Raw genomic sequence first — 18265 nt, forward strand, 5'->3', positions numbered from 1 at the left:
CGATTCTAGAGTCGATGGCTTTTTTGTTGGTTGAGGTTTAGTTTGCCAGTGAGCTATTTGTATTTGGTCAGCTTGCTGTATTCGGTGAAAGTCGCGTGTTAAAAGGCGTTACCCATTTCGTAAGCAAAGCTTGGTGCCATCGAACTTCAGTTTTGCCAACAAGTGTTTGGCGTTAGCTCGGCCAATATCATCAAATTCGACACCGTATCGAGCGTAGTGTGTCGATTTCTGTAGATTGCAGACGATGCCTCGCAATGGCGGAATCAGTGGGCCGTTGTAGTTCTCAGGGGTTATCTCAATAGACACGCGATCGGCAATCTGAATCGCACGAGAGGTTGGTGAGGTAACGAAACGACAACCACTTTTCGATAAGTCTCTTATCTCACAGTTTGCTCGCTGGTCGTTGAAGATGATTCTTGAAGCCAGATTCACTTCATAGCGTGTTTCTTTACGCAGCTGAGTCACTTGCATCGTGCTTGGTGTTGAAAGTACAAGAATAGGGAAGGGTTCACCAATCTTATGGTGAATTTGGCTTCTAAAGTGGATAAGCGCGCCTTCACCTCGTAGAGAATACGCACGAGCGGTCATCCAAAAACCTTCTTGAAAGAAAAAGTTCAGATCTTCATTGGATACCTCGGGAACCTCAACCACAATACAGTTATCACTGTGCGTTCCGATAAACCTGGTGGTGGCGAGAAACTTCGTGCCAACGGGAGTCGAGACATTTAATGTCAGCTCACTGCCGTGCTCAATCATGGCCAGTGCATCAGTGCTATTGATAGTGGAAACGGTGCGATTACGAGGGTCTTGAAGTGCCTGATTATGCTCCAAAGGCTTCTTCAGGGGTGCGTTCATTATATGTTCTCCATGCGCCAACATGCGTCTGTTAGTTATATTGGTAACTTGCTAACAAGGGGTTATTACGTGCTAGATTTAGTGGACGTACTCACATAGATTTATAGAGTGCCTTTTATCATTGCTGATTTTATATTAAGCCGATTGCACTGAATTATTTGCTGTGTTTGTAAGTACTTAGTTTTATTTATATGCACTTGCGCTAGTCTATTACAAGGAACTCATACTTCAAACTTTTATTGTTTGTCGTATCAATTATTTGCAGGAGTTGAGAATGCAGGCAGTAAAATGGGATCAAGAAGTGAACCAGATCACGGTAGAGTTAGAACCCAACCAGTTCGCGGTCGTTAAGTATCAAAAGGACGGAGATGTACTACATATCACGTCGACACGCATTCCTGATGAACTGCAAGGCAAGGGCTTTGGGAAGGTGATGATGGAGTCGGTATTGCCTGAAATTGAACAAGCGGGCTTCAAAATTGTGCCGGTTTGTAGCTATGTGGTTCACTACATGAATAGGCAGCCACAGTGGTCACACCTTCTATCCGATAAAGCATAACAACGAGTAATATGTCTCAATCAATATCGTCGAATAATCGAGCTCAACCTGAAGCGGGTTCAAGTCAAAATCAGCCAGAGCTTTATCAACAAGAGTTTTATCAAAATGAGCTTTATCAAAAAATAGCGACCTCGCTGGGTTGTCATGAAGGGTTTGATGTCCAAGTGATTCAACGCCTATGGGGTGGATATGGCGAGTTAGTTCGCTTAGTCTTTTCTCAAGAAAGCAGTGCGGAACTCAAGAGTGTGATTGTTAAACATGTCGCGTTGCCAGATAAAGCTGAACACCCAAAGGGTTGGAATACCAAACTCTCTCACCAACGAAAGGTACACTCTTACCAAGTGGAAACAGCTTGGTATCAGTCATTCACCCAACAATGGGATGAGCGCTGCCCTGTACCTGTTGGGCTGCAATGTGAACTAGAAGAGAATGAGTGGCTGATTGTGATGCAAGACTTAGCGGATATAGGTTTTCCGTTAACCTCTCATTTTGATGTTCTTGCTGCTTCTGACTATCAGGCACCTAGTTACACACGAGAAGAGCAAAAACAACGCGATGCTTGCCTTAAATGGCTCGCTAACTTTCACGCAAAGCATATCAATATCAATCAAGAGCAGTTGTCATCATTGTGGCAAGTCGGTACTTATTGGCATCTAGATACACGTCCTGATGAGCTCAATGCCTTGGCTGATTTACCATTGAAGAATCAAGCCAAGCACATCGACCGTTTACTCAAAGAGTGTCCATATCAAACCTTAGTCCATGGCGATGCCAAGCTCGCCAATTTTTGTTTTGATTCTGAAAGCGAGCGAGCAGCTGCGGTCGATTTCCAATATGTGGGTTACGGCTGTGCGATGAAAGACGTCGCCTTGTTCATGAGCAGCGCGATTAGGCCACAAGATTGCGCAGAGCTTGAATCAGAAGTACTAGATGCTTACTTCCACTACTTGAAAGAGGCATTGGCGTACTATCAGCCACACCTTTCATTTGATGAGGTAGAAGCAGCATGGCGACCAATGTTTTACGTGGCGTGGGCCGATTTCCAACGTTTCGTAAAAGGCTGGAGCCCAGAGCATTGGAAGATTAACCCGTATACTGAGCAGTTGACCTTACGAGTGCTTACTCAATTAGACGAACAGGAGTCCGTCAATGTTCGATAGAACTGCGAGCTGGAAAACGCCGCAAAACTTTTTATTACTGATTTCGATTGTTGTCCCTATCGCGTTTTCGAGCTGGATGGCACTGCTTAATAACTTCGTGATTGAAAAAGCGAACTTTGATGGTGCGGATATTGGTTTACTGCAAAGTGTTCGTGAAATACCTGGTTTCTTAGCGTTTACCGTAGTGTTTGTGCTGGCCTTCATACGTGAACAACGCTTTATGTTGATATCGCTAGCGATGCTCACTGTAGGCACCGCGATTACGGGTCTGTTCCCTTCACTCACTGGTCTGTTGCTGACTACGATTTTGATGTCGACGGGCTTCCACTATTTTGAAACGCTGAAGCAGTCTTTGTCACTACAATGGTTGAGTAAAGAAGAAGCACCAGAGATGTTAGGTAAGATGATCTCCGTTGGCGCGTTGGCATCTTTAATCACTTATGGCTCTATTTGGGTGATGTTAGAGCAACTCAAACTCGACTTTGCTTGGGTGTATGGCATCACTGGCGGAATTGGTTTTGTTTTAGTTTTGGTGATGACCTTTGGCTTCCCTGAGTTTCAAACCAAGACGCCACAGAATAAGAAGTTGGTACTGCGGAAGCGTTACTGGCTCTACTACGCGCTAACGTTTATGAGCGGTGCGAGAAGACAAATCTTCACCGTGTTTGCAGGCTTTCTGATGGTAGAGAAATTCGGTTACTCGGCAGCTGACATAACGCTATTGTTCTTAATCAACTACCTATTTAACTTCTTGTTCGCAAAACGTATTGGTCGATTTATTGGTGTGGTGGGTGAGCGTAAGGCGCTGATTTTCGAGTATGTCGGTTTGATTGGTGTATTTGTCGGTTATGGCTTAGTGCAAAACGCAGAGTGGGCGGCAGCACTTTACGTGGTCGATCATTTGTTCTTTGCATTGGCACTAGCGATCAAAACTTACTTTCAGAAAATTGCAGATCCGGCTGACATGGCATCAACCGCTGGTGTCTCTTTCACCATCAATCATATTGCAGCGGTCGTTATTCCAGTGGTGTTTGGTGTGATTTGGTTGTCTTCTCCTGCAACGGTTTTCTATATTGGTGCAGTGATGGCCGTGGTTTCTCTAGCGCTATCTTTAAACATTCCGAAGAAACCTGAAGAGGGCAACGAAGTGCGAATGTTTAGCTGGCGCTAATGTTGGTCTCGATATTATGAAATAAGCAAAAAGCTCCAATAGTGATATTGGAGCTTTTTGTTTATGTGGGATATGTATATCTAATCCGCAAAATAGGTTTCACGCGGATCAGTTTCTTACGGTTTTTAATTCGGTACGCAGCTTGAAGATTCCCTTTGGTGCTTTGGTTAGCAGGATGCCGCAAAGTAGAGGAATCATCATTACAAGTGACTGTTCAGATAGAACCTCACCATTGATGTAACAAGAGATCAGTAGTGCAACCACAGGGAAAATTAGGAAGCCGATAGATGCTTGGAAAGGTGTCGAAACCTGACCTAATTTAAAGTAAGCAACAATGCCGCCAACACTCGCCACAAAGCCTAGGTAAACCACAGCAGAGATTGAATCCCAAGTGAAAGATTCAATATTCACGTTTTCACCTATAGCTGAAACAGCGAACAAGAATAGAGCTGCAATTAGGCTCGGTACGGCGTTGTAGGTTAGTACTTCAATGCCTTTGCAGTGCTTTTGAACCAGCACATACATCACTGCGTGAATCGCAACAGCAAGGCCTAAGCAAACCGTGCCAATTAGGTAGTCATCGCCACCCATCTGCATTTCATTACCAAGGATTAGACATAGGCTCACAACAGCAGCGATCAACCCGAATATCTGGTGCTTCGCTAGTCGTAGACCTAAGAATAAGCCAGACATCAACATCACAGCCACAGGCATGTTGGCGAAGATGATCGACGCTAAACCTGAAGAGATGTATTGCTCGCCATAGATCATCAACGTAAACGGAATCGCGAAATACATCAACGCAACAATAAGCAGCCATTGGCGCTTACCTTTAGGGAACAGCAGTGGTTGGTTGAAGACTTTCGCCAATACTGCAAGCAGAGGTGCTGCAAGTAAAAAGCGCAACGCAGTAGCAAAAATAGGTGGGATAGAATGCAATGCTACTTCCATCGCGAACCAAGTGGTTCCCCAAATTAAGCAAACAGAGACAAAAAGCAAAATAGTTAGCGACTTCGAATTCATGGTGACTACTCATTAATAATTATTTTAAATCATAGGCTTGTCGCGCCTTAATGACGTGGCACAGTATAGAAAGGTAGTCGGAGAAAAGTTTTGTCTTTTTATCTCTAATTTGAGTTTTTGTGGAAATTAAATCTCTAGTATGATTATTTTATAGAAAATAAATTCGCTTTAGATAGTTAAAGTAAAGTCATTGTTCTTTGTGAGGTTTAATTTAACTTAAGGAATGGTCAACTCAACGAGTATGGCTGTTGGGTTATTGCTGTTAGCGTAGCAACAAAAAACGCGCCCTTAATGAGGCGCGTTTTTGAGCAATACGTTTAAGAGGCTGCGTCTACTGCGTAACAGGCTTAACTTGTTTGGGTTGTCTTACCGCAAGGATAAGTTGTGGTAGCAGTGACATCACTATCATGCCGGTCATTAGTGAGTATTGTACTGCAGTGAATGATTCACCCATTAACACCATGCCTGTCACGATGCCAGCCACTGGGTTTGCGATTCCACCGAAGGTGAAATCAACCACCGACATACGTTGTAGCAACCACACATACATGCCGTAACCCAGCGCTGTGTTTAGGCCAATCACCCACACGAGTCCCATAGCATTACGAGTATCGAAATGAGTCACGGCATTAACATAAGGCTGCGGGTCGATGAATGCATGAACGCCAGACGCGACAGACAAAATCGTACCACCCAGAATCAACTGCCACGTTAATACCTTCCACCAGTGCATGCGGTTACCCAGTGACTTGGTAATGCTGCTGCCGATGACAATACACATTATTGCGGCGAACATTGCGCCTAAACCGATTGGGTTCAGAGCAATTTGGCTTGGGTTAAACAGTATCCACGCTAAGGTGATCAAGCCAATACCCGAAAGGGCCTGAATCAGATGCGGGCGCTGTTTTTTCACTACCCAGTGGAAGATCATCGCGAACACTGGCACAGAGATCATACCCACGCCAGAGATTGCCGAAGGCAGCGTTAGCGCCATCACGAAGATCAAGCCAAAGAAGGTCGCGATATTGATAAGGCCCAGTGTGAAAATGATTTGCCACTCGCCTTTTTTAGGCAGTGTTGGTTTTACTGCTAGCAATAACAAACCAGCAGGTAACGCACGCAAAGCACCCAATAATAATGGTGGCCACTCCTGTAGCGTAAATTGCGTCACTGCATAGGTTGTTCCCCAAAAGAACGCGGGGATCATTGCTAATAATATGTTCATTTAAAATATCTTTACGTTAAGATAACTATTGTGTGAACTGTATACTGAGAACTAGTGGTTGTAAAGTATCTTTATGTTAAACTAGTTTGAAGTAATCAGACTAACAACGGAGCGAGATTGCAAATGGATGCTATCGACCGCGTAGTAGAGCAATGGGCAAAGGAAAAGCCCGAACTAGATACTGAGCCTATGGCAATGATGGGTCGGATTATGCGTATTGCCAAGTATATGGAGACGCAAGTTGCCGAGCTTCATAAAAAATACGACATGAAGCTGGGTGAGTTTGATGTGCTGGCGACGTTGCGACGTTCTGGGAAGCCTTACCGACTGACGCCATCTGAACTGATTGGATCCATGATGCTGACATCTGGCGCGATGACCAATCGCCTTGATAAGCTAGAAGCCAAAGGGCTGATCAGTCGTGAACACAGCAAAGAAGACAGACGCAGCGTGAGTGTCCAGTTAACTAAAGATGGTCTTATTCTGATTGACCAAATGATGACTGAGCATGTTGAAACGCAGAAGAAGCTTGTGAAATCTCTGTCTGCGAGCCAGAAGAAAAATACTAACCAGCTGCTGAAAACATGGTTGAGTGCGTACGAGTAGTTTTTCTGATCTTCCTTTAGATTCAATAAAAAACCGAAGCCTAATCGCTTCGGTTTTTTTGTTCCTGTCTAAGAATTTCAAGTACAGAGAGTTAGCGAGTTAAGCTTGCAGCATCTCATCACTGAACAGTTCTGCGCAGCCAATACCATTAATGGCGCAGCTTTCATCAATGTCTGAAATGTCACCGCTGACCCCAATCGCGCCAAGTACCGTTTTGTCCTTATCTCGAATCAGTAGCCCCCCTGGTACTGGTACCATGTTTCCGTGTGCGAGCACGTTTACGGCGGAGATAAATGCTGGTCGATTATCAGCATCTTGGGCGAGTTTTCTAGAGGAACAACCCAGTGCGAGTGCTCCCCACGCTTTAGCAATCGCGATGTCTGGTCGCATCATGCTAGAGCCGTCTTGACGTTGCAGAGAAATCAGCTTGCCACCGCTGTCTAAGACGGCGACCGTCAAAGGTTCTGTGTGGATCTTGTTTCCTGCTTTTAAGGTGCCATCAATGATGGTTAACGCTTGTTGTAGAGTCAAACTTCCCATGTTATCTCCTAGTTTTTCAAGGGGCCGTGTACCAAGCTAAGTCAGCCAATCATTACGCTTGTTGTGAATATCATCGACTGATTCAGCTCGGTACAAGAGTCCTAACTGGACTCTTGTAATAGCCCATAGCTGGGTAAAGTTAGGAAGGCGGCGAACTCTTCGGCTGTAGAAAGTTGATAGAAAAGATCAGCTGTCTCTTCAAATCGACCAGCTGAATAGCGCGAGTCTCCGACTTCATGTTTTATCGTGTCTAACTCCTGGTAAAGCCAAGAGTGGAATAGTTGCTTGGTAAAGGTTTGGCCGTCATCAAGCGTGACGCCGTGGTGGATCCATTGCCAAATATTGGCTCTTGAGATCTCTGCGGTGGCGGCATCTTCCATTAGCCCGTAGATAGGCACACAACCGTAGCCTCGAATCCAAGCTTCGATGTAATACAGCGCGATGCGTATATTCTTACGTACTCCTACTTCGTCGCGACTGCCCTCACAAGGCTTTAGCAACGAGTCTGCATTGATCACATGCTCCGGGCTTTGAAAATCCATTTGGTTTACTTTGCCATCTAAGTGCTTATCAAAGATCGACATTGCCAAATCAACCAGTGCAGGGTGCGCGACCCATGTGCCGTCGTGTCCGTTCTGAGATTCTCTTTGCTTATCTTCGATAACCTTGGCGGTTACACGCGCCATTTCTTGCGGATCTTTCGCTGGAATAAAGGCCGACATACCACCCATCGCCAGTGCGCCGCGAGCATGACAAGTACGCACCAACAGTTGGCTATAGGCATTTAGAAACTCTTGATCCATGCCGATCCCGTGGCGGTCAGGCAGGATGCGGTCTTTATGGTTTTTCAGCGTTTTGATGTAGCTGAAGATGTAATCCCAACGGCCACAGTTCATTGCCACGATATGATCACGCATTGCGTACAAGATCTCTTCCATTTGGAATACGGCTGGAAGCGTCTCAATCAAAACCGTCGCACGAATGGTGCCTTTGGGTACGTGGAAATAGTTTTCGGTGAAGCTGAAAATATCGTCCCACCACTGTGCTTCTTCCATGCTCTCAAGCTTGGGAATGTAGTAGTAAACCCCTAAACCTTGTTGTGCTCGTGATTGATAGTTATGGAAAAAGTACAAGGCGAAGTCCATCAAGCAACCGCCGATAGGCTGATTGTTGAATTGGATGGATTGCTCAGGAAGGTGGATCCCTCGTGGGCGTGCGATCAGCAGTGCAGGATCGTCGTTTAATTGGTAACGCTTCTGCTTCTTCTCATCGAAGTAGCTAATGGTGCCAAGGTTGGCGTCTCTTAGGTTGATTTGCCCTTCGACCATATTGGCCCAAGTCGGGGAAGACGCATCTTCAAAACAACACATGAAGACTTTCGCGCCTGAGTTTAGCGCGTTGATCACCATTTTTCTTTCGATAGGGCCGGTGATCTCTACGCGGCGATCCAGTAGCTCTGGTGGCGGTGTTGCTACCTTCCACTCTTTATTCTGACGAATGGAGATGGTGTCCTTTCTGAAATTGGGTAACTCGCCGTTGTCATATTGAGCTTGTTTTATGTCGCGGTCATTTAGCAGGGTATGACGGCGATCTCCAAACTTATTAACAAGGGCTTCTAAGAACTTTAATGCATCTTTAGACAAGATCTCTTTGTACTCGGAGTTGTCCATATTCCCGAGTACCTGCATACACTGTACTTCTTCTCTCTCTTTTACGTCATTCATCATTGTTGTCTCCTTTGAACAATACGATGTAACTTTGTATACAAAATGCTCTTTTTAAGGATATTTATATTGTAGAAATTGTAAACAAGCAAACGGTATTTAACATTTATTTATCATTTGGTCTTTTTGTAATTTATTTTTACGTAAAGATATTTTATGTAAAGCAATGAATTGTAAGCTTTTCAGGATGAGTGCGTACTTAATGTGATGGGTTGATGTAACAAAATTGTTTCATTCTGGGGTTGATAAATAGCGAGGATGGTTCATAGTACACAAAAGTTAGTTTAATTGTATACAATCTGAACTGGAGGTTCGAATGGCAATTATGAAAGCGATTGATGCAGCGGTAGAAGTGCTTAAACGTGAAGGTGTAGACATCGCATTTGGTGTTCCCGGCGCAGCAATAAACCCTATGTATGCGGCTATGAAAAAGCTCGGAGGAATCGACCACGTCTTAGCTCGTCACGTAGAGGGTGCATCCCATATGGCTGAAGGGTACACACGTACCAATCAAGGCAATATAGGTGTGTGTATTGGTACTTCTGGTCCTGCGGGAACGGACATGATCACGGGTCTTTATTCTGCGTCTGCTGATTCGATTCCAATTCTATGTATCACAGGCCAAGCGCCCCGTGCTCGTCTTCATAAAGAAGATTTCCAAGCGGTCGACATTGAATCTATCGCTAAACCAGTCACTAAATGGGCAACCACGGTGCTGGAACCTGCACAAGTGCCACGCGCATTTCAAAAAGCCTTTCATTTGATGCGTTCGGGTCGCCCGGGGCCAATCCTGATAGATCTACCGATTGATGTTCAGCTGGCTGAGATTGAGTTTGATATCGATACCTATGAACCGCTAGAACCTTACAAACCGCAAGCAACTCGCGCGCAGGTTGAGAAAGCATTAACCATGATGTCTCAATCGGAGAAACCGCTGATTGTATCGGGCGGTGGCGTGATTAATGCTGGTGCGTCTGAATTGTTGCAACAGTTTGCCGAGATCACTGGAGTTCCTGTGATTCCAACCTTGATGGGTTGGGGCTCGATCCCAGATGATCATGAATTAATGGCAGGCATGGTAGGGCTACAAACGTCTCACCGTTACGGCAACGAAACCATGCTCAACTCTGACTTTGTGTTTGGTGTCGGTAACCGATGGGCAAACCGTCATACCGGCTCTGTCGATGTTTACACTGAAGGCCGAAAGTTTGTTCACGTTGATATTGAACCAACCCAAATCGGCCGCGTGTTCTGCCCAGATTTAGGCATAGTCTCTGATGCCAAGGCAGCGCTAGAGCTAATGGTTGAAGTGGCACAAGAGTGGCGTGACGCTGGCAAACTGCTGAACCGAAATGCATGGGCAAGTGAGTGTCAGGAACGCAAGTCGACCATGCTGCGTAAAACCAATTTCGATGAAGCGCCAATGAAACCGATGCGTGTTTATGAAGAGATGAACAAGGCATTTGGTCGTGACACTTGTTATGTGAGCACCATTGGTTTGTCGCAAATTGCTGCCGCTCAGTTCCTACATGTTTATAAGCCGCGTAATTGGATCAACTGTGGTCAAGCTGGCCCATTGGGTTGGACAACACCAGCCGCATTGGGTGTACGAGCGGCCGATCCAAATCGCGACATTGTCGCTATCTCTGGTGACTATGATTTCCAATTCATGATTGAAGAACTGGCCGTCGGCGCGCAATTCAATCTGCCATACATTCATGTGTTGGTGAACAACTCGTATCTAGGTTTGATTCGCCAAGCACAGCGCCAATTTGATATCGACTATTGTGTACAACTGGCGTTCGATAACCAGAATGCACCAGAGCTTGAAGGCTACGGTGTTGACCATGTTGCCGTTGTTGAAGGCCTAGGTTGTAAGGCAATTCGAGTTCGTGAACCAGAGCAAATTGCGGCAGCGTTTGAGCAAGCCAAAGAGCTGATGAACAAGCACAAGGTGCCAGTGGTCGTTGAGCTGATTCTTGAGCGAGTAACCAACATTGCGATGGGCGTAGAGATCAATGCCATCAACGAATTTGAGCCACTTGCCGAAAGCCGCGGCGATGCCCCAACAGCGTTAGCGTACAAGTAATCATTAAGTAATGTGTATCCGTAGAGTTGAGGTTTAGATCTACAGAAAGTCTCCAATAGAGCGAGGCTTACTAAGCAACCGTAGCTCCACCAAATAACCGTTGCTTCACTAAACAGTCATAGTTTCACCAAATAAAGAATAAGGACAGAGTCATGGCAAAATTTGCAGCAAACTTGTCAATGTTATTCACGGAAGTTGATTTTATGGACCGCTTTGAAGCTGCCGCAGAAGCGGGCTTTCAGGGCGTAGAATATCTTTTCCCTTACGCTTTTGATGCTCAGGCAATCAAAGCAAAGCTCGACGCTAATAACCTAGAGCAAGTGCTATTTAACTTGCCTGCGGGTGATTGGGATGCTGGTGATCGTGGTATCGCGGTAGACCCAGCACGAGTTGAAGAGTTTCAAGCGGGTGTACCTAAAGCCATCGCTTACGCAAAAGCGCTCGGCTGTACTCAAGTGAATTGCTTAGCCGGGATTGTTCCGCAAGGTGTGACCCAGCAAGATGCGCAATCGGCGTTTGTGATTAACCTGCATTACGCGGCAAACGCGCTAGCAGCAGAAGGCATCAGCTTAGTGATAGAAGCGATCAATACACGCGATATTCCGGGCTTCTTCTTGAACACGACTGAGCAAGCCAAAGCGATCATTAAAGAGGTAGGGAGCGATAACCTTTCTATCCAATACGATATTTATCACATGCAAATTATGGAAGGCGATCTTACGCCGACCATGCAACAAAATATTGGCCAAATCGCACACGTGCAACTGGCGGATAATCCAGGCCGACACGAACCGGGTACTGGCGAAATCAACTACCCATTCGTGCTCAATTATCTTGATGAGCTTGCCTATCAAGGCTGGGTTGGCTGCGAATACAAGCCAAAAACAACAACGACAGAAGGCCTTGGTTGGCTGCACCAGTATCGTTAATTGAGTCTGGTAACCCTCAAACGTTAAGGAGAACAACATGTCTAAAATTGCATTTATCGGAACTGGCATCATGGGTAAACCTATGGCGAGTAACCTTCAAAAAGCAGGTCACGATTTGATTCTGTCGGATCACTTTAATGCAGCACCTGCCGACCTTGTGGCAGCGGGCGCAACGGTCTGTCATTCACCAGCGGAAGCGGCTGAAGCAGCAGATATCGTTATCTTAATGGTGCCGAATACACCACAAGTTGAAGATGTCCTGTTTGGTGACAACGGCGTCGAGAAAGGCCTAACGGCGGGTGGCGCAACGGGGAAACTGGTTATCGACATGAGTTCGATCTCGCCAATCGCGACCAAAGCAATTGCAGCGCGAATCAATGAAGGTGGTGCTTCATACCTTGATGCACCGGTATCAGGTGGTGAAGTGGGCGCGATCAATGCAGCGCTGACTATCATGGTGGGCGGCGAGCAAGATGCCTTCGATAAAGCGCGACCTCTATTTGAAATCATGGGTAAGAACATCACGCTGGTGGGTGATAACGGTGCAGGTCAAACCTGTAAGGTCGCAAATCAAATCATCGTTGCTCTGAATATCGAAGCCGTGTCTGAGGCGCTCGTATTTGCTTCGAAAGCCGGTGCCGATCCAGCACGCGTACGTCAGGCGCTATTAGGTGGCTTTGCTAACTCTAAGATATTGGAAGTGCATGGCGAGCGTATGGTTGAAGGTACCTTTGATCCAGGCTTTAGAATCTCGCTTCACCAAAAAGACCTCAACTTAGCGCTAACGGGCGCACAAGAGCTAGGGGTTGCGCTACCGAACACGGCAAATGCACAAGAGCTGTTTGGCGAGTGTGCCGAAATGGGCGGTGAAGGTTGGGACCACTCTGCGCTTATCCAAGCGATTGAGAAACGTTCTGACCACTCGATTCGCTAATTAATTAAGGCTGCTATCGATTCGTAGCCCAACAGTTTGTTTATAAATCGCGTAGTTTCGTCTCCTTTTATACGCGTTCCTGATACGAGGCAGAGGTTGAAGTTGTTCCTTTCCAACTTGATCTTAGCAGGCACCCTTTGGCCTTGTATCGGGGTTCTTTTTTTCTCCGTCAACTAAGGAGTGGCTGATGGACATTGATGCTAAGCAGTTTCTACAAACCCTTTTCTCAAGTGCTGTTAATCAGGCGCTACCTAAAAATCACATCGAACCTTTTCTTCCTCAAGACATTTTTTATCGCTCTGCTAATCAAGCCGGGCGTACTGTGGTGATAGGAGCAGGAAAAGCAGCCGCGTCGATGGCCGCAGAGCTTGAAGCGGTTTGGCAGGCAAAGAAACAGCAAGATCTCGCACTGCGTGATCTTGAAGGCTTAGTGGTGACTCGTTATGAGCACACCGCACCTTGCGAACACATTGAGGTGATTGAAGCGGCGCATCCAGTACCAGATGCGATGGGCTTAGAGGTAAGCCAACGTATGCTGCAATTGGTGAGTGGTTTGAGTGCTGACGACACGGTTATTTGCCTACTGTCAGGCGGTGGCTCTGCTTTGCTAAGTTTGCCCGGTGGTGACATCAGCCTAGCAGAGAAGCAACAAATCAATAAGGCGTTGCTCAAGTCAGGCGCTGCCATTGATGAGATGAACTGTGTTCGCAAGCATTTATCTTCGATTAAAGGTGGGCGACTAGCAAAGGCTGCTTACCCAGCAAGAGTCGTATCTTTGGCGATTTCAGATGTGCCGGGCGATGGCATTAGTGTGATTGCCTCTGGCCCAACCGTACCCGACACCACCACGCGTTTTGATGCGATGGCAATTTTAGAGCGTTACCAAATAGAAACACCACGCACGGCATTTGAATGGTTAAATAATCCAGAGTCAGAAACCGTAAAGCCAGATGACGTATGTTGGAAAAACGCCGAGCACCATATTATCGCCACCCCGATGTCGGCATTGGAATCTGCTGCGGCAGAGGCTGAAGGATTGGGTATTCCTGCTTATGTGTTGAGTGATTGTATAGAGGGAGAAGCGCGAGATGTCGCGAAAGTTCACGCTGCGCTGGCTAAGCAAGTCGCCAATCATAAGCACCCATTTGAGACGCCTTGCGTGATACTTTCCGGTGGCGAAACCACAGTAACCGTTAAAGGCAAGGGTCGCGGTGGGCGTAATTGTGAGTTCTTGTTGAGCCTATATAACGAGCTCAAAGGCCAAGACAACATATTTGCATTGGCTGCTGATACCGACGGGATTGATGGCGTGGAAGACAATGCGGGCGCGTGGATCACACCTCAAACATGGCAACAAGGTTCGAGCCTGTCGCTTAAAGCGCAAGATTACCTCGATGCGAATAACAGTTACGATTTCTTCGAACAAGTCGATGTGCTTCTTACCACGGGGCCGACGCTGACCAATGTGAATGACTTCCGCGCGATATTGATTCTTTAATTTGAACAGTTCAAAAACACAGTATGGAATGGTCGCTTCTTAACAAATAGAGCGGCCATTTTATTGTTATCAATGCGGTGACCTTGAGTTCTGAAATTATCTTCTGGACTAATGAAGCACGTTGATTACTATGATTTTAGTAACGAGCTGTAAAGGATGCAATATGTCTAGGATCAGACAAAAGAATCAAGATTTAATCATCGAAGTCGCGTGTGAACAATTCGCCACTCATGGTTATGCTGCAACAAAAATGGCCGATATCGCGAAAGCGGCCGACATTCCCAAGCCTAACGTATTCTATTATTTCAGCTCAAAAGATAAGCTCTACAACGCTGTGCTTGAAACCGTCACTCAGCCTTTACTAGAAGCGTCTCGTCCGATTGAAGAGCTCAGCGATCCTGTTGAAGCCTTGTCTCAATATATTCAAACCAAGCTGATCATTTCTCGCGATCATCCACATGCCTCTAAGGTATTTGCCAATGAAGTGATGTCTGGCGCTAAAGTATTGCCGAAAGAGATTGGTGACGAGCTGTATAAGCAATCCCAGATGATTCTTGATAAGTTCTCGACATGGTCGGCGCAGGGCCTAATGGACGATGTTCCCGCTCATCACCTGATGTTTACCATCTGGGCGGCAACTCAAACCTACGCCGATTTTGGCTGGCAGATTTGCAGCGTGATGCAGAAGGACCAACTCGATGATAAAGACTATGCCGATGCCGCTCAGTTCATCACACAGTTAGTGATTAAAGGCTGTGGTGTGAAAAGCTAATGTTGTTTGAACGTTTATCTAGGTGTGTGAGTGACTATAAGCACAGAACCTCTTTTGTGACCTGTTGTGCAATAACTCATTTATCTTGAATTCGGTTCGATTAGGTATGCCATTTTATTTAAATGACAGGTTATAGTATCGCGAAAATTGGCGGCACTTACTCTTCTGAAAAGCGAAAAGCGAAAAGCGAAAAGCGAAAAGCTGGAAACTTATAGATGAAGCCGCTAACAATATTACACGCACAACATTAAGGTTTAGCAATGACGCTTAAAAGCTTGGCATGCACCATCAGCGCAGTTCTGCTTGCAGGTTGCGGTTCAACGGTCGCGACGCAAACATACAACGCTGATCTGATCATCACCAACGGACAGGTTCTCACCATCAATTCAGAAATGGATGTGATTGAAGATGGTGTTGTTGTAGTGAAAAACGACCAGATCATCGCAGTCGGTACCGAGGATTTAATGACTCAATATCGCGCAGAAAAAGTGATTGATGCCCAAGATGGAATCGTTATGCCGGGCATGGTGAACGCACACAACCATTTACCTATGATAGCGTTTCGTGGCTTAGGGGAAGAGGGCATCTCGAATCGTCTGTTCGCTTACTTCTTCCCACTTGAAGCAGAAAAACTAAGCCGTGAATTGATTTACAACGCGACCAAGCTAGGCTCTATCGAATTGGCTCAAAGCGGTGTAACCACTTATGCCGATATGTATTACCACATGGACGAAATGGCCAAGGCAACCAAAGAAGTTGGTTTGCGTGCTGTGCTGGGCGAAACCGTGATTAAGTTCCCAGTGGTCGATGCCAAAGAACCTTATGGTGGAATTGAATATGCCAAAGGTTTTATCGAGCAGTACAAAAACGATGAGTTAATCACTCCCGCTTATGCACCACACGCGGTGTACACCGTGAGCAAAGATAAGCTGCAAGAAATCAACAAGCTGTCTGCTCAATACGATGTGCCGGTGCTGATTCACGTTGCTGAATTCCCAAATGAAGAGAAACGCATCAAAGATGAAACTAAGGCAACATCGCCAGTCGAATACATGGATGAAATTGGTGTGCTGGACGAGCGCGTAGTCATTGCTCACGGTATCCATCTTTCGGAGAACGATCAAAAGCTTCTAAAGCAAGCTGACGCAGGGATCTCATACAACCCAATGGCGAACGCTAAAGGTGCAACTGGCATCGCACCAGCATGGGATATGTACCGTGCTGACATGCGAGTAGGCTTAGGAACAGATGGCCCAATGAGCTCTAACCAAGTCGATATCATGCGCACATTAAGCTACGCAGCGAACATGCAACGTTTAAAGCATTCTGACCGCACTATCATGATTCCTGAGCAAGTTATCGAGATGGCGACATTAGGTGGCGCGAAAGCCCTACACATGGAAGATCAAATCGGTTCTCTTGAAGCGGGTAAGAAGGCAGACATCGTGATTGTAGAGACAACATCAGCGAACATGATGCCAAATTACGACCCTTACGCGACCTTGGTTTACCAAGCGAACCCAAGCAACATCGACACGACGATTGTGAACGGCCAAATCGTAATGGAAAACCGTGTAATGCAAACCGTTCAACTGGATGAAATCCGCCAAAGCGTCGATGAGTTTGAAACAGATATCAAAGCCTTTGCCAAAGAGCTTTCTAAGAAGGCGATTAAGTCGAAGAGCTTGATGGATTAAGATGTAAATCGGTTTCTAAAAATCGAACTGAATGAACAAGGCCGACATCACGTCGGCCTTTTTTCGCTTTTCTAGTTAGAGAGTATTTAATTATTCATCGCCAGTTTACCTAGCTTCATTGCAGCTGCATGGTGGCGGTGCATTAGTTGTTCCATGTCTACGCCAATCACAGCGCCATCGTTCACTCGCCACTTACCTGCAACCATCACTTTATCCGCTTGTTGAGCACCACAAAGTAGTAATGCGGCCAGTGGGTCGTGGCTGCCAGAAAAACGAATATCATCGAGCTTGAACATCGCGATATCGGCTTGTTTGCCAACCTCTAGTGTACCAATGTCGGTTCTGCCCATTGCCGCGGCAGAACCGGATGTCGCCCAGCGCAATGCATCAAAGTGTGAAACGTTGGCGGAACCATATTGCAGGCGTTGTAGATACATCGCCATGCGCACTTCGGCAATCATATTAGAGCCGTCGTTTGAGGCCGAACCATCCACACCTAGCCCGACTTTTACGCCTGCTGCTTCTAGATCGTTGTTTTTACAAATACCGGAAGCCAACATCATATTGGAAGTTGGGCAGTGACTGATACCAATGCCTGCTTTACCCAAACGTTTGATCTCTTCTGGATTGAAGTGAATACCATGAGCGAGCCAAGTGCGCTCGTTCAGCCAACCCACATCTTCTAGGTAATCAACTGGGCGCAAGCCAAACTTCTCTATACAGAAGTCTTCTTCATCGAGCGTTTCGCATAGGTGCGTGTGCATCATGACGTTTTCACGCTCACTGATCTTGGCGGTCTCTTTCATCAGGTCGGTAGTGACTGAGAACGGCGAACAAGGCGCGAGCGCGATTTGAATCATCGCCCCTTCATCACGCTGGTGGTAATCACGAATCAAGCGCTGGCTGTCATCAATGATGGTTTGTTCGGTTTGAATGGTGTGTCTTGGTGGCAATCCACCCTCATCTTCCCCTAGGCTCATGGAACCTCGGGTAAATATCGCTCTAACGCCCAGTTTCTCTGCGGCCTCGACTTGCAAATCAATAGCGTGCTCAAGCCCGTCTGGTAGCAAGTAATGGTGATCGGAAGCAGTGGTACAGCCCGACATCATCAGCTCAACCAGAGCAAGCTCTGTTGCGAGGCTCATCATCTCCGAATCGAGGTTGGCCCAAACTGGGTAGAGGCTTTGTAGCCAATGGAAGAGTTCTTTATTGAGTGCGCCGGGGTAGGCACGAGTTAAGGTTTGATAGAAGTGGTGGTGCGCATTGATAAGCCCAGGAGTCACAACATGACGAGAGGCGTCGACGCTGTAATCTACGGGTAAGGTCGGTTCTTTGTGTTTGCCAACCAGCTCAATGATTGTATTACCTTTAATGACAATTCCGCCTTCTGCATCAGCCAGTGAGCCGGTGTAGATTGCGAGAGGATTCTTAATCCAGATGGTTTCCATTCATAGTAGTCCTTAGCCATCTCAGCCTTTTCAGG

At 46.4% G+C, this 18265-nt stretch carries 16 protein-coding genes; 10 read left to right on the top strand and 6 right to left on the bottom strand.

What is annotated here, in order from left to right; all coding sequences use genetic code 11:
- Window positions 1-108: 108 nt before the first annotated feature.
- On the bottom strand, window positions 109-855 hold the full coding sequence (locus AB6E51_RS02370) for a flagellar brake protein (protein ID WP_017067648.1): 747 nt from the start codon (window positions 853-855) through the stop codon (window positions 109-111).
- 274 nt (window positions 856-1129) lie between these two features.
- On the opposite strand from AB6E51_RS02370, the gene AB6E51_RS02375 reads away from it, so the two are divergent.
- The 3 genes from AB6E51_RS02375 to AB6E51_RS02385 are packed head-to-tail and all read left to right on the top strand — an operon-like array spanning window position 1130 to window position 3745.
- Window positions 1130-1414 (top strand): GNAT family N-acetyltransferase, encoded by a 285-nt coding sequence (locus AB6E51_RS02375; protein ID WP_004732803.1) that lies wholly within the window; start codon window positions 1130-1132, stop codon window positions 1412-1414.
- A gap of 11 nt (window positions 1415-1425) precedes the next feature.
- Entirely contained in the window at window positions 1426-2574 is a 1149-nt protein-coding gene (locus AB6E51_RS02380) for a phosphotransferase (RefSeq protein WP_017061579.1), read from the top strand.
- A complete protein-coding gene (locus AB6E51_RS02385; protein ID WP_065584807.1) occupies window positions 2564-3745 on the top strand; it encodes an MFS transporter in 1182 nt (393 codons plus the stop codon). The genes AB6E51_RS02380 and AB6E51_RS02385 overlap by 11 nt, the downstream gene beginning before the upstream one ends.
- A 108-nt stretch (window positions 3746-3853) precedes the next feature.
- Here the strand turns inward: AB6E51_RS02385 and AB6E51_RS02390 are convergent, their stop codons facing one another.
- Window positions 3854-4768, bottom strand: coding sequence for a DMT family transporter (locus AB6E51_RS02390; RefSeq protein WP_372057738.1), 915 nt, complete (start codon window positions 4766-4768; stop codon window positions 3854-3856).
- 331 nt (window positions 4769-5099) lie between these two features.
- Window positions 5100-5993: a DMT family transporter gene (locus tag AB6E51_RS02395; RefSeq protein WP_017065021.1), complete on the bottom strand. Its 894-nt coding sequence runs from the start codon at window positions 5991-5993 to the stop codon at window positions 5100-5102.
- 123 nt (window positions 5994-6116) lie between these two features.
- On the opposite strand from AB6E51_RS02395, the gene AB6E51_RS02400 reads away from it, so the two are divergent.
- The gene (locus AB6E51_RS02400) at window positions 6117-6599 is read left to right on the top strand and encodes a MarR family winged helix-turn-helix transcriptional regulator (RefSeq protein ID WP_136982344.1); all 483 of its coding nucleotides are present in this window, start codon (window positions 6117-6119) and stop codon (window positions 6597-6599) included.
- Window positions 6600-6698: 99 nt separating this feature from the next.
- Here AB6E51_RS02400 and AB6E51_RS02405 read toward each other — a convergent pair whose 3' ends face one another.
- Together AB6E51_RS02405 and aceB are read right to left on the bottom strand one after the other, a co-directional pair.
- Window positions 6699-7139, bottom strand: a complete 441-nt coding sequence (locus AB6E51_RS02405; RefSeq protein WP_008220964.1) for a heme-binding protein — start codon at window positions 7137-7139, stop codon at window positions 6699-6701.
- A 101-nt stretch (window positions 7140-7240) separates the two neighbouring features.
- Entirely contained in the window at window positions 7241-8866 is a 1626-nt protein-coding gene (aceB, locus tag AB6E51_RS02410) for a malate synthase A (protein WP_372057739.1), read from the bottom strand.
- Between the two features lie 313 nt (window positions 8867-9179).
- On the opposite strand from aceB, the gene gcl reads away from it, so the two are divergent.
- The 6 genes from gcl (at window position 9180) to AB6E51_RS02440 (ending at window position 16782) form a co-directional block, all read left to right on the top strand.
- Window positions 9180-10952 carry a glyoxylate carboligase gene (gene gcl, locus AB6E51_RS02415; RefSeq protein ID WP_372057740.1) on the top strand — a complete coding sequence of 591 codons (1773 nt, stop codon included), beginning with the start codon at window positions 9180-9182 and terminating at the stop codon, window positions 10950-10952.
- Window positions 10953-11104: 152 nt separating this feature from the next.
- The gene (hyi, locus tag AB6E51_RS02420) at window positions 11105-11881 is read left to right on the top strand and encodes a hydroxypyruvate isomerase (RefSeq protein ID WP_243579989.1); all 777 of its coding nucleotides are present in this window, start codon (window positions 11105-11107) and stop codon (window positions 11879-11881) included.
- A gap of 37 nt (window positions 11882-11918) precedes the next feature.
- Window positions 11919-12815 carry a 2-hydroxy-3-oxopropionate reductase gene (locus tag AB6E51_RS02425; RefSeq protein ID WP_102556181.1) on the top strand — a complete coding sequence of 299 codons (897 nt, stop codon included), beginning with the start codon at window positions 11919-11921 and terminating at the stop codon, window positions 12813-12815.
- 187 nt (window positions 12816-13002) lie between these two features.
- Complete coding sequence (locus AB6E51_RS02430; RefSeq protein ID WP_372057741.1) at window positions 13003-14313, top strand: glycerate kinase; 1311 nt, start codon at window positions 13003-13005, stop codon at window positions 14311-14313.
- A 163-nt stretch (window positions 14314-14476) separates the two neighbouring features.
- Window positions 14477-15085 carry a TetR/AcrR family transcriptional regulator gene (locus AB6E51_RS02435; RefSeq protein ID WP_102332259.1) on the top strand — a complete coding sequence of 203 codons (609 nt, stop codon included), beginning with the start codon at window positions 14477-14479 and terminating at the stop codon, window positions 15083-15085.
- A 260-nt stretch (window positions 15086-15345) separates the two neighbouring features.
- Entirely contained in the window at window positions 15346-16782 is a 1437-nt protein-coding gene (locus tag AB6E51_RS02440) for an amidohydrolase (protein WP_136982323.1), read from the top strand.
- Window positions 16783-16868: 86 nt separating this feature from the next.
- On the opposite strand, the gene AB6E51_RS02445 is transcribed toward AB6E51_RS02440, so the two are convergent.
- Window positions 16869-18230: an 8-oxoguanine deaminase gene (locus AB6E51_RS02445; RefSeq protein WP_372057742.1), complete on the bottom strand. Its 1362-nt coding sequence runs from the start codon at window positions 18228-18230 to the stop codon at window positions 16869-16871.
- Window positions 18231-18265 lie beyond the last annotated feature (35 nt).

Origin of the sequence: Vibrio sp. 10N.247.311.47 (assembly GCF_041467535.1) — a bacterium.
Taxonomy (GTDB): Bacteria; Pseudomonadota; Gammaproteobacteria; order Enterobacterales; family Vibrionaceae; genus Vibrio; species Vibrio crassostreae_C.

Bases quoted from the DNA above. Each gene is read 5' to 3' on its own strand.
- AB6E51_RS02370 (WP_017067648.1), bottom strand. From the start codon at position 855: ATGAACGCACCCCTGAAGAAGCCTTTGGAGCATAATCAGGCACTTCAA.
- AB6E51_RS02425 (WP_102556181.1), top strand. From the start codon at position 11,919: ATGTCTAAAATTGCATTTATCGGAACTGGCATCATGGGTAAACCTATG.
- AB6E51_RS02375 (WP_004732803.1), top strand. From the start codon at position 1,130: ATGCAGGCAGTAAAATGGGATCAAGAAGTGAACCAGATCACGGTAGAG.
- AB6E51_RS02395 (WP_017065021.1), bottom strand. From the start codon at position 5,993: ATGAACATATTATTAGCAATGATCCCCGCGTTCTTTTGGGGAACAACC.
- gcl (WP_372057740.1), top strand. From the start codon at position 9,180: ATGGCAATTATGAAAGCGATTGATGCAGCGGTAGAAGTGCTTAAACGT.
- AB6E51_RS02440 (WP_136982323.1), top strand. From the start codon at position 15,346: ATGACGCTTAAAAGCTTGGCATGCACCATCAGCGCAGTTCTGCTTGCA.
- AB6E51_RS02435 (WP_102332259.1), top strand. From the start codon at position 14,477: ATGTCTAGGATCAGACAAAAGAATCAAGATTTAATCATCGAAGTCGCG.
- AB6E51_RS02385 (WP_065584807.1), top strand. From the start codon at position 2,564: ATGTTCGATAGAACTGCGAGCTGGAAAACGCCGCAAAACTTTTTATTA.
- AB6E51_RS02390 (WP_372057738.1), bottom strand. From the start codon at position 4,768: ATGAATTCGAAGTCGCTAACTATTTTGCTTTTTGTCTCTGTTTGCTTA.
- hyi (WP_243579989.1), top strand. From the start codon at position 11,105: ATGGCAAAATTTGCAGCAAACTTGTCAATGTTATTCACGGAAGTTGAT.
- AB6E51_RS02380 (WP_017061579.1), top strand. From the start codon at position 1,426: ATGTCTCAATCAATATCGTCGAATAATCGAGCTCAACCTGAAGCGGGT.
- AB6E51_RS02430 (WP_372057741.1), top strand. From the start codon at position 13,003: ATGGACATTGATGCTAAGCAGTTTCTACAAACCCTTTTCTCAAGTGCT.
- AB6E51_RS02405 (WP_008220964.1), bottom strand. From the start codon at position 7,139: ATGGGAAGTTTGACTCTACAACAAGCGTTAACCATCATTGATGGCACC.
- AB6E51_RS02400 (WP_136982344.1), top strand. From the start codon at position 6,117: ATGGATGCTATCGACCGCGTAGTAGAGCAATGGGCAAAGGAAAAGCCC.
- aceB (WP_372057739.1), bottom strand. From the start codon at position 8,866: ATGATGAATGACGTAAAAGAGAGAGAAGAAGTACAGTGTATGCAGGTA.
- AB6E51_RS02445 (WP_372057742.1), bottom strand. From the start codon at position 18,230: ATGGAAACCATCTGGATTAAGAATCCTCTCGCAATCTACACCGGCTCA.